Source organism: Niveibacterium sp. 24ML (assembly GCF_026586805.1).
In the GTDB taxonomy this organism is placed as follows: Bacteria; Pseudomonadota; Gammaproteobacteria; order Burkholderiales; family Rhodocyclaceae; genus Niveibacterium.
On the sequence record NZ_JAPFHA010000046.1, the window covers coordinates 1 to 11,069 of the forward strand.

At 53.6% G+C, this 11,069-nt stretch carries 1 protein-coding gene, 4 tRNA genes and 6 rRNA genes; 10 read left to right on the forward strand and 1 reads right to left on the reverse strand.

Going from position 1 to position 11,069, the window contains the following annotated elements:
• Positions 1–298: 298 nt before the first annotated feature.
• The 10 genes from OPU71_RS20770 to rrf (OPU71_RS20815) all read left to right on the forward strand — a co-directional run bounded on the left by OPU71_RS20770 (position 299) and on the right by rrf (OPU71_RS20815) (position 10,832).
• A 16S ribosomal RNA gene (locus tag OPU71_RS20770) occupies positions 299–1,829 on the forward strand.
• Between the two features lie 66 nt (positions 1,830–1,895).
• Positions 1,896–1,972: transfer RNA gene (locus tag OPU71_RS20775), tRNA-Ile, on the forward strand.
• 36 nt (positions 1,973–2,008) lie between these two features.
• Positions 2,009–2,084 (forward strand) — tRNA-Ala (locus tag OPU71_RS20780).
• Positions 2,085–2,332: 248 nt separating this feature from the next.
• A 23S ribosomal RNA gene (locus OPU71_RS20785) occupies positions 2,333–5,218 on the forward strand.
• Positions 5,219–5,294: 76 nt separating this feature from the next.
• Positions 5,295–5,407 (forward strand): 5S ribosomal RNA (gene rrf, locus OPU71_RS20790).
• A gap of 316 nt (positions 5,408–5,723) precedes the next feature.
• A 16S ribosomal RNA gene (locus OPU71_RS20795) occupies positions 5,724–7,254 on the forward strand.
• A gap of 66 nt (positions 7,255–7,320) precedes the next feature.
• A tRNA-Ile gene (locus OPU71_RS20800) sits at positions 7,321–7,397 on the forward strand.
• A 36-nt stretch (positions 7,398–7,433) separates the two neighbouring features.
• Positions 7,434–7,509, forward strand: a tRNA-Ala gene (locus OPU71_RS20805).
• Between the two features lie 248 nt (positions 7,510–7,757).
• Positions 7,758–10,643 (forward strand): 23S ribosomal RNA (locus OPU71_RS20810).
• Positions 10,644–10,719: 76 nt separating this feature from the next.
• Positions 10,720–10,832 (forward strand): 5S ribosomal RNA (gene rrf, locus OPU71_RS20815).
• The 16S, 23S and 5S rRNA genes sit together here with 4 tRNA genes alongside, the layout of an rRNA operon.
• A 102-nt stretch (positions 10,833–10,934) precedes the next feature.
• Here rrf (OPU71_RS20815) and OPU71_RS20820 read toward each other — a convergent pair.
• Positions 10,935–11,069, reverse strand: a 135-nt coding sequence (locus tag OPU71_RS20820) for a transposase domain-containing protein (RefSeq protein ID WP_267730009.1), incomplete at its 5' end; no start/stop codon positions are given.

Here is an 11,069-nt window from a genome sequence, read left to right on the forward strand (position 1 = left end):
GAAACAAACGTTTCTCGGCAGCAAGTTTAAGTGATTCGGTTTTGCGGCGAGATGTTCGCGAAATCGAAAAAGCTTGACAGAATTTTTGGAGTTGGTAAGATTGCCGGCTCAGCACAAACGACGCAGTCGGGTGTGCGCGGTAAGAAGTTGAGTGGTTTGCAGTTGATCTTTAAAAATTTGGACAACCGATAAGTGTGGGTGCTCGGTTAATGCAATCGAAGCTTCGGCTTCGAAGTAGCAAAAGACTTGAGTGCCAATACTACATCGTCAGTGATGATGAGTTTGGCCAATTTGGATTGAACTTAAGAGTTTGATCCTGGCTCAGATTGAACGCTGGCGGCATGCCTTACACATGCAAGTCGAACGGATCCAGGGGCTTGCTCCTGGGTTAGTGGCGAACGGGTGAGTAATGCATCGGAACGTACCCAGTCGTGGGGGATAACGTAGCGAAAGTTACGCTAATACCGCATACGTCCTGAGGGAGAAAGCGGGGGATCGCAAGACCTCGCGCGATTGGAGCGGCCGATGTCGGATTAGCTAGTTGGTAGGGTAAAAGCCTACCAAGGCAACGATCCGTAGCTGGTCTGAGAGGATGATCAGCCACACTGGGACTGAGACACGGCCCAGACTCCTACGGGAGGCAGCAGTGGGGAATTTTGGACAATGGGCGAAAGCCTGATCCAGCCATGCCGCGTGAGTGAAGAAGGCCTTCGGGTTGTAAAGCTCTTTCAGACGGAAAGAAAACTTCGAGGTTAATACCTTCGGAGGATGACGGTACCGTAAGAAGAAGCACCGGCTAACTACGTGCCAGCAGCCGCGGTAATACGTAGGGTGCGAGCGTTAATCGGAATTACTGGGCGTAAAGCGTGCGCAGGCGGTTTTGTAAGACAGCTGTGAAATCCCCGGGCTCAACCTGGGAACTGCGGTTGTGACTGCAAGACTTGAGTACGGCAGAGGGGGGTGGAATTCCTGGTGTAGCAGTGAAATGCGTAGATATCAGGAGGAACACCGATGGCGAAGGCAGCCCCCTGGGCCTGTACTGACGCTCATGCACGAAAGCGTGGGGAGCAAACAGGATTAGATACCCTGGTAGTCCACGCCCTAAACGATGTCGACTAGTTGTTCGGAGGGTAAAACCTTTGAGTAACGTAGCTAACGCGTGAAGTCGACCGCCTGGGGAGTACGGCCGCAAGGTTAAAACTCAAAGGAATTGACGGGGACCCGCACAAGCGGTGGATGATGTGGATTAATTCGATGCAACGCGAAAAACCTTACCTACCCTTGACATGTCAGGAACTTTCCAGAGATGGATTGGTGCCCGAAAGGGAGCCTGAACACAGGTGCTGCATGGCTGTCGTCAGCTCGTGTCGTGAGATGTTGGGTTAAGTCCCGCAACGAGCGCAACCCTTGTCATTAGTTGCTACGCAAGAGCACTCTAATGAGACTGCCGGTGACAAACCGGAGGAAGGTGGGGATGACGTCAAGTCCTCATGGCCCTTATGGGTAGGGCTTCACACGTCATACAATGGTCGGTACAGAGGGTTGCCAAGCCGCGAGGTGGAGCCAATCCCAGAAAGCCGATCGTAGTCCGGATCGTAGTCTGCAACTCGACTACGTGAAGTCGGAATCGCTAGTAATCGCGGATCAGCATGCCGCGGTGAATACGTTCCCGGGTCTTGTACACACCGCCCGTCACACCATGGGAGTGGGTTTCACCAGAAGCAGGTAGCCTAACCGCAAGGAGGGCGCCTACCACGGTGGGATTCATGACTGGGGTGAAGTCGTAACAAGGTAGCCGTACCGGAAGGTGCGGCTGGATCACCTCCTTTCTAGAGCAAAGCAGATGCCGAGCTCCCACAACTTATCGGTTGTTCAGTAAAGACAGCGGACGTGCAGGGTCTGTAGCTCAGCCGGTTAGAGCACCGTCTTGATAAGGCGGGGGTCGTTGGTTCGAATCCAACCAGACCCACCATCAACTTTGATGGATTCGGCTCGTACCAAAGAATATGGGGCTGTAGCTCAGCTGGGAGAGCATCTGGTTTGCAACCAGAGGGTCGTCGGTTCGATCCCGTCCAGCTCCACCAATCTTTTTTGCACGAAGTCGCGTCATGAATGCAGATGCGGTCTGTATTCATGACTCTTCTTGAGTCAGCTGTCGATCTTTAAAAATCTGGAAGGCATGTATGAAGTCAGCGTGATGAGCGCTGGGCTTCATAGGTTGTGATTGCATCAAATTACATTCCATCCTTTGAACCAGCGATGGGGTGTAGAACATTTGGCGTTTGAATCAAACACTGAACCGCCTGGCGCAAGTCAGGGTTCAAGGTTATAGGATCAAGCGACTAAGTGCATGTGGTGGATGCCTTGGCGATCACAGGCGATGAAGGACGTGGCAGTCTGCGAAATGCCTCGGGGAGCTGACAAGCAAGCTTTGATCCGGGGATGTCCGAATGGGGAAACCCACCTCTTACGAGGTATCCCGCACTCAATACATAGGTGCGCGGAGGCGAACGCGGCGAACTGAAACATCTAAGTAGCCGCAGGAAAAGAAATCAACCGAGATTCCCAAAGTAGTGGCGAGCGAAATGGGAAGAGCCTGTACGTGATAATCGAATTGCTAGTGGAACGGTCTGGAAAGTCCGGCAATAAAGGGTGATAGCCCCGTACGCGAAAGCAAATCGATGGTACTGAGCGTACGACAAGTAGGGCGGGGCACGAGAAACCCTGTCTGAACATGGGGGGACCATCCTCCAAGGCTAAATACTCGTGATCGACCGATAGTGAACTAGTACCGTGAGGGAAAGGCGAAAAGAACCCCGGGAGGGGAGTGAAATAGATCCTGAAACCGCATGCATACAAACAGTGGGAGCCTCCTTGTGGGGTGACTGCGTACCTTTTGTATAATGGGTCAGCGACTTACGTTCTGTAGCGAGCTTAACCGAATAGGGGAGGCGTAGCGAAAGCGAGTCTGATAAGGGCGCTTTAGTTGCAGGGCGTAGACCCGAAACCGGATGATCTACCCATGGCCAGGATGAAGGTTGGGTAACACCAGCTGGAGGTCCGAACCCACTAATGTTGAAAAATTAGGGGATGAGCTGTGGGTAGGGGTGAAAGGCTAAACAAATCCGGAGATAGCTGGTTCTCCCCGAAAGCTATTTAGGTAGCGCCTCGTGTATCACTCTCGGGGGTAGAGCACTGTAATCGTTGAGGGGGTCATTGCGATCTACCTCGCGATAGCAAACTCCGAATACCGAGAAGTGCGAGCACGGGAGACAGACCTGGGGTGCTAACGTCCTGGGTCAAGAGGGAAACAACCCAGACCGCCAGCTAAGGCCCCAAATGCGTGGCTAAGTGGAAAACGAGGTGGGAAGGCATAGACAGCTAGGAGGTTGGCTTAGAAGCAGCCACCCTTTAAAGAAAGCGTAATAGCTCACTAGTCGAGTCGTCCTGCGCGGAAGATGTAACGGGGCTCAAGCCACGAGCCGAAGCTGCGGATGTGTCTATGACACATGGTAGGGGAGCGTTCTGTAAGTCTGCGAAGGTGGATCGAGAGGTCTGCTGGAGATATCAGAAGTGCGAATGCTGACATGAGTAGCGATAAAACGGGTGAAAAGCCCGTTCGCCGAAAGCCCAAGGTTTCCTACGCAACGTTCATCGGCGTAGGGTGAGTCGGCCCCTAAGGCGAGGCAGAAATGCGTAGTCGATGGGAAACAGGTCAATATTCCTGTACCGCTCTTTGATGCGATGGGGGGACGGAGAAGGTTAGGTCAGCCGGGTGTTGGACGTCCCGGTTCAAGCCTGTAGGCGTGCTGCGTAGGCAAATCCGCGCGGCTTAGCTGAGGGGTGATAACGAGCGAACTTGTTCGCGAAGTGACTGATACCAAGCTTCCAGGAAAAGCCTCTAAGCTTCAGTCAAAGAGTGACCGTACCGCAAACCGACACAGGTGGGCAGGTTGAAAATACCAAGGCGCTTGAGAGAACTCAGGAGAAGGAACTCGGCAAATTGATACCGTAACTTCGGGAGAAGGTATGCCCCGGTAGCTTGTAGGAGTACATCCGAAGGGCGATGGGGCCGCAGAGAATCGGTGGCTGCGACTGTTTAATAAAAACACAGCACTCTGCAAACACGAAAGTGGACGTATAGGGTGTGACGCCTGCCCGGTGCCGGAAGGTTAAGTGATGGGGTGCAAGCTCTTGATCGAAGCCCCGGTAAACGGCGGCCGTAACTATAACGGTCCTAAGGTAGCGAAATTCCTTGTCGGGTAAGTTCCGACCTGCACGAATGGCGTAACGATGGCCACACTGTCTCCTCCTGAGACTCAGCGAAGTTGAAATGTTTGTGAAGATGCAATCTACCCGCGGCTAGACGGAAAGACCCCATGAACCTTTACTGTAGCTTTGCATTGGACTTTGACGGGGCTTGTGTAGGATAGGTGGGAGGCTATGAAACCGGGACGCTAGTTCCGGTGGAGCCAACCTTGAAATACCACCCTGGCGTCGTTGAGGTTCTAACCTTGATCTGTGAATCCAGATCGGGGACCGTGCATGGTGGGCAGTTTGACTGGGGCGGTCTCCTCCTAAAGGGTAACGGAGGAGTACGAAGGTCTCCTAGGTACGGTCGGAAATCGTACTGATAGTGCAATGGCAAAAGGAGGCTTGACTGCGAGACCCACAAGTCGAGCAGGTGCGAAAGCAGGTCATAGTGATCCGGTGGTTCTGTATGGAAGGGCCATCGCTCAACGGATAAAAGGTACTCTGGGGATAACAGGCTGATTCCGCCCAAGAGTTCACATCGACGGCGGAGTTTGGCACCTCGATGTCGGCTCATCACATCCTGGGGCTGTAGCCGGTCCCAAGGGTATGGCTGTTCGCCATTTAAAGTGGTACGTGAGCTGGGTTTAAAACGTCGTGAGACAGTTTGGTCCCTATCTGCCGTGGGCGCTGGAAGTTTGAGGGGGCCTGCTCCTAGTACGAGAGGACCGGAGTGGACGGATCTCTGGTGTACCGGTTGTCACGCCAGTGGCATCGCCGGGTAGCTAAATCCGGAAGAGATAACCGCTGAAAGCATCTAAGCGGGAAACTCGCCTCAAGATGAGACTTCCCTCGAGACTTGATCTCGCTAAAGGGTCGTGGAAGACCACCACGTTGATAGGCTGGGTGTGGAAGCGCAGTAATGCGTTAAGCTAACCAGTACTAATTGCCCGTGCGGCTTGATCCTATAACCTTGAGCAAATCAAGGTGTGCGACACATCGCCAAAAAGCGATCGCAACCAATACATGCCTACCAGTTACAGTCTGACGCCCATAGCGCTTTGGAACCACCCCTTCCCATCCCGAACAGGACCGTGAAACGAAGCCGCGCCAATGATATTGCGGTCTCCCGTGAGAAAGTAGGTCAGCGTCAGACTACCCCATTCAAAAACCCCCGCCTGCATACGCCGGCGGGGGTTTTGTTTCCTCTGTAAGAGTGAGAGTGTTTCGAAAATTCGAAACTGAGCTTGACAGAATTTTTGGAGTTGGTAAGATTGCCGGCTCAGCACAAACGACGTAGTCGGATGTGCGCAGTAGGAAGTTGAGTGGTTTGCAGTTGATCTTTAAAAATTTGGACAACCGATAAGTGTGGGTGCTCGGTTAATGCAATCGAAGCTTCGGCTTCGAAGTAGCAAAAGACTTGAGTGCCAATACTACATCGTCAGTGATGATGAGTTTGGCCAATTTGGATTGAACTTAAGAGTTTGATCCTGGCTCAGATTGAACGCTGGCGGCATGCCTTACACATGCAAGTCGAACGGATCCAGGGGCTTGCTCCTGGGTTAGTGGCGAACGGGTGAGTAATGCATCGGAACGTACCCAGTCGTGGGGGATAACGTAGCGAAAGTTACGCTAATACCGCATACGTCCTGAGGGAGAAAGCGGGGGATCGCAAGACCTCGCGCGATTGGAGCGGCCGATGTCGGATTAGCTAGTTGGTAGGGTAAAAGCCTACCAAGGCAACGATCCGTAGCTGGTCTGAGAGGATGATCAGCCACACTGGGACTGAGACACGGCCCAGACTCCTACGGGAGGCAGCAGTGGGGAATTTTGGACAATGGGCGAAAGCCTGATCCAGCCATGCCGCGTGAGTGAAGAAGGCCTTCGGGTTGTAAAGCTCTTTCAGACGGAAAGAAAACTTCGAGGTTAATACCTTCGGAGGATGACGGTACCGTAAGAAGAAGCACCGGCTAACTACGTGCCAGCAGCCGCGGTAATACGTAGGGTGCGAGCGTTAATCGGAATTACTGGGCGTAAAGCGTGCGCAGGCGGTTTTGTAAGACAGCTGTGAAATCCCCGGGCTCAACCTGGGAACTGCGGTTGTGACTGCAAGACTTGAGTACGGCAGAGGGGGGTGGAATTCCTGGTGTAGCAGTGAAATGCGTAGATATCAGGAGGAACACCGATGGCGAAGGCAGCCCCCTGGGCCTGTACTGACGCTCATGCACGAAAGCGTGGGGAGCAAACAGGATTAGATACCCTGGTAGTCCACGCCCTAAACGATGTCGACTAGTTGTTCGGAGGGTAAAACCTTTGAGTAACGTAGCTAACGCGTGAAGTCGACCGCCTGGGGAGTACGGCCGCAAGGTTAAAACTCAAAGGAATTGACGGGGACCCGCACAAGCGGTGGATGATGTGGATTAATTCGATGCAACGCGAAAAACCTTACCTACCCTTGACATGTCAGGAACTTTCCAGAGATGGATTGGTGCCCGAAAGGGAGCCTGAACACAGGTGCTGCATGGCTGTCGTCAGCTCGTGTCGTGAGATGTTGGGTTAAGTCCCGCAACGAGCGCAACCCTTGTCATTAGTTGCTACGCAAGAGCACTCTAATGAGACTGCCGGTGACAAACCGGAGGAAGGTGGGGATGACGTCAAGTCCTCATGGCCCTTATGGGTAGGGCTTCACACGTCATACAATGGTCGGTACAGAGGGTTGCCAAGCCGCGAGGTGGAGCCAATCCCAGAAAGCCGATCGTAGTCCGGATCGTAGTCTGCAACTCGACTACGTGAAGTCGGAATCGCTAGTAATCGCGGATCAGCATGCCGCGGTGAATACGTTCCCGGGTCTTGTACACACCGCCCGTCACACCATGGGAGTGGGTTTCACCAGAAGCAGGTAGCCTAACCGCAAGGAGGGCGCCTACCACGGTGGGATTCATGACTGGGGTGAAGTCGTAACAAGGTAGCCGTACCGGAAGGTGCGGCTGGATCACCTCCTTTCTAGAGCAAAGCAGATGCCGAGCTCCCACAACTTATCGGTTGTTCAGTAAAGACAGCGGACGTGCAGGGTCTGTAGCTCAGCCGGTTAGAGCACCGTCTTGATAAGGCGGGGGTCGTTGGTTCGAATCCAACCAGACCCACCATCAACTTTGATGGATTCGGCTCGTACCAAAGAATATGGGGCTGTAGCTCAGCTGGGAGAGCATCTGGTTTGCAACCAGAGGGTCGTCGGTTCGATCCCGTCCAGCTCCACCAATCTTTTTTGCACGAAGTCGCGTCATGAATGCAGATGCGGTCTGTATTCATGACTCTTCTTGAGTCAGCTGTCGATCTTTAAAAATCTGGAAGGCATGTATGAAGTCAGCGTGATGAGCGCTGGGCTTCATAGGTTGTGATTGCATCAAATTACATTCCATCCTTTGAACCAGCGATGGGGTGTAGAACATTTGGCGTTTGAATCAAACACTGAACCGCCTGGCGCAAGTCAGGGTTCAAGGTTATAGGATCAAGCGACTAAGTGCATGTGGTGGATGCCTTGGCGATCACAGGCGATGAAGGACGTGGCAGTCTGCGAAATGCCTCGGGGAGCTGACAAGCAAGCTTTGATCCGGGGATGTCCGAATGGGGAAACCCACCTCTTACGAGGTATCCCGCACTCAATACATAGGTGCGCGGAGGCGAACGCGGCGAACTGAAACATCTAAGTAGCCGCAGGAAAAGAAATCAACCGAGATTCCCAAAGTAGTGGCGAGCGAAATGGGAAGAGCCTGTACGTGATAATCGAATTGCTAGTGGAACGGTCTGGAAAGTCCGGCAATAAAGGGTGATAGCCCCGTACGCGAAAGCAAATCGATGGTACTGAGCGTACGACAAGTAGGGCGGGGCACGAGAAACCCTGTCTGAACATGGGGGGACCATCCTCCAAGGCTAAATACTCGTGATCGACCGATAGTGAACTAGTACCGTGAGGGAAAGGCGAAAAGAACCCCGGGAGGGGAGTGAAATAGATCCTGAAACCGCATGCATACAAACAGTGGGAGCCTCCTTGTGGGGTGACTGCGTACCTTTTGTATAATGGGTCAGCGACTTACGTTCTGTAGCGAGCTTAACCGAATAGGGGAGGCGTAGCGAAAGCGAGTCTGATAAGGGCGCTTTAGTTGCAGGGCGTAGACCCGAAACCGGATGATCTACCCATGGCCAGGATGAAGGTTGGGTAACACCAGCTGGAGGTCCGAACCCACTAATGTTGAAAAATTAGGGGATGAGCTGTGGGTAGGGGTGAAAGGCTAAACAAATCCGGAGATAGCTGGTTCTCCCCGAAAGCTATTTAGGTAGCGCCTCGTGTATCACTCTCGGGGGTAGAGCACTGTAATCGTTGAGGGGGTCATTGCGATCTACCTCGCGATAGCAAACTCCGAATACCGAGAAGTGCGAGCACGGGAGACAGACCTGGGGTGCTAACGTCCTGGGTCAAGAGGGAAACAACCCAGACCGCCAGCTAAGGCCCCAAATGCGTGGCTAAGTGGAAAACGAGGTGGGAAGGCATAGACAGCTAGGAGGTTGGCTTAGAAGCAGCCACCCTTTAAAGAAAGCGTAATAGCTCACTAGTCGAGTCGTCCTGCGCGGAAGATGTAACGGGGCTCAAGCCACGAGCCGAAGCTGCGGATGTGTCTATGACACATGGTAGGGGAGCGTTCTGTAAGTCTGCGAAGGTGGATCGAGAGGTCTGCTGGAGATATCAGAAGTGCGAATGCTGACATGAGTAGCGATAAAACGGGTGAAAAGCCCGTTCGCCGAAAGCCCAAGGTTTCCTACGCAACGTTCATCGGCGTAGGGTGAGTCGGCCCCTAAGGCGAGGCAGAAATGCGTAGTCGATGGGAAACAGGTCAATATTCCTGTACCGCTCTTTGATGCGATGGGGGGACGGAGAAGGTTAGGTCAGCCGGGTGTTGGACGTCCCGGTTCAAGCCTGTAGGCGTGCTGCGTAGGCAAATCCGCGCGGCTTAGCTGAGGGGTGATAACGAGCGAACTTGTTCGCGAAGTGACTGATACCAAGCTTCCAGGAAAAGCCTCTAAGCTTCAGTCAAAGAGTGACCGTACCGCAAACCGACACAGGTGGGCAGGTTGAAAATACCAAGGCGCTTGAGAGAACTCAGGAGAAGGAACTCGGCAAATTGATACCGTAACTTCGGGAGAAGGTATGCCCCGGTAGCTTGTAGGAGTACATCCGAAGGGCGATGGGGCCGCAGAGAATCGGTGGCTGCGACTGTTTAATAAAAACACAGCACTCTGCAAACACGAAAGTGGACGTATAGGGTGTGACGCCTGCCCGGTGCCGGAAGGTTAAGTGATGGGGTGCAAGCTCTTGATCGAAGCCCCGGTAAACGGCGGCCGTAACTATAACGGTCCTAAGGTAGCGAAATTCCTTGTCGGGTAAGTTCCGACCTGCACGAATGGCGTAACGATGGCCACACTGTCTCCTCCTGAGACTCAGCGAAGTTGAAATGTTTGTGAAGATGCAATCTACCCGCGGCTAGACGGAAAGACCCCATGAACCTTTACTGTAGCTTTGCATTGGACTTTGACGGGGCTTGTGTAGGATAGGTGGGAGGCTATGAAACCGGGACGCTAGTTCCGGTGGAGCCAACCTTGAAATACCACCCTGGCGTCGTTGAGGTTCTAACCTTGATCTGTGAATCCAGATCGGGGACCGTGCATGGTGGGCAGTTTGACTGGGGCGGTCTCCTCCTAAAGGGTAACGGAGGAGTACGAAGGTCTCCTAGGTACGGTCGGAAATCGTACTGATAGTGCAATGGCAAAAGGAGGCTTGACTGCGAGACCCACAAGTCGAGCAGGTGCGAAAGCAGGTCATAGTGATCCGGTGGTTCTGTATGGAAGGGCCATCGCTCAACGGATAAAAGGTACTCTGGGGATAACAGGCTGATTCCGCCCAAGAGTTCACATCGACGGCGGAGTTTGGCACCTCGATGTCGGCTCATCACATCCTGGGGCTGTAGCCGGTCCCAAGGGTATGGCTGTTCGCCATTTAAAGTGGTACGTGAGCTGGGTTTAAAACGTCGTGAGACAGTTTGGTCCCTATCTGCCGTGGGCGCTGGAAGTTTGAGGGGGCCTGCTCCTAGTACGAGAGGACCGGAGTGGACGGATCTCTGGTGTACCGGTTGTCACGCCAGTGGCATCGCCGGGTAGCTAAATCCGGAAGAGATAACCGCTGAAAGCATCTAAGCGGGAAACTCGCCTCAAGATGAGACTTCCCTCGAGACTTGATCTCGCTAAAGGGTCGTGGAAGACCACCACGTTGATAGGCTGGGTGTGGAAGCGCAGTAATGCGTTAAGCTAACCAGTACTAATTGCCCGTGCGGCTTGATCCTATAACCTTGAGCAAATCAAGGTGTGCGACACATCGCCAAAAAGCGATCGCAACCAATACATGCCTACCAGTTACAGTCTGACGCCCATAGCGCTTTGGAACCACCCCTTCCCATCCCGAACAGGACCGTGAAACGAAGCCGCGCCAATGATATTGCGGTCTCCCGTGAGAAAGTAGGTCAGCGTCAGACTACCCCATTCAAAAACCCCCGCCTGCATACGCCGGCGGGGGTTTTGTTTTTCTAGCGTAAGCGTCCGCCCAACCCGTCTTGACGCGGTGGCGGGGCGTCCGATCAGCCTTCAGGCTGCCAACGATGCGGTAGGAGTTCGCCGATGCGGCTGGCCGGCAGAGTCGGCAGTCGCGTCAGCACATCCTTGAGGTAGGCGTAGGGGTCATGGCCGTTGAGGCGGGCAGATTGCACCAGGCT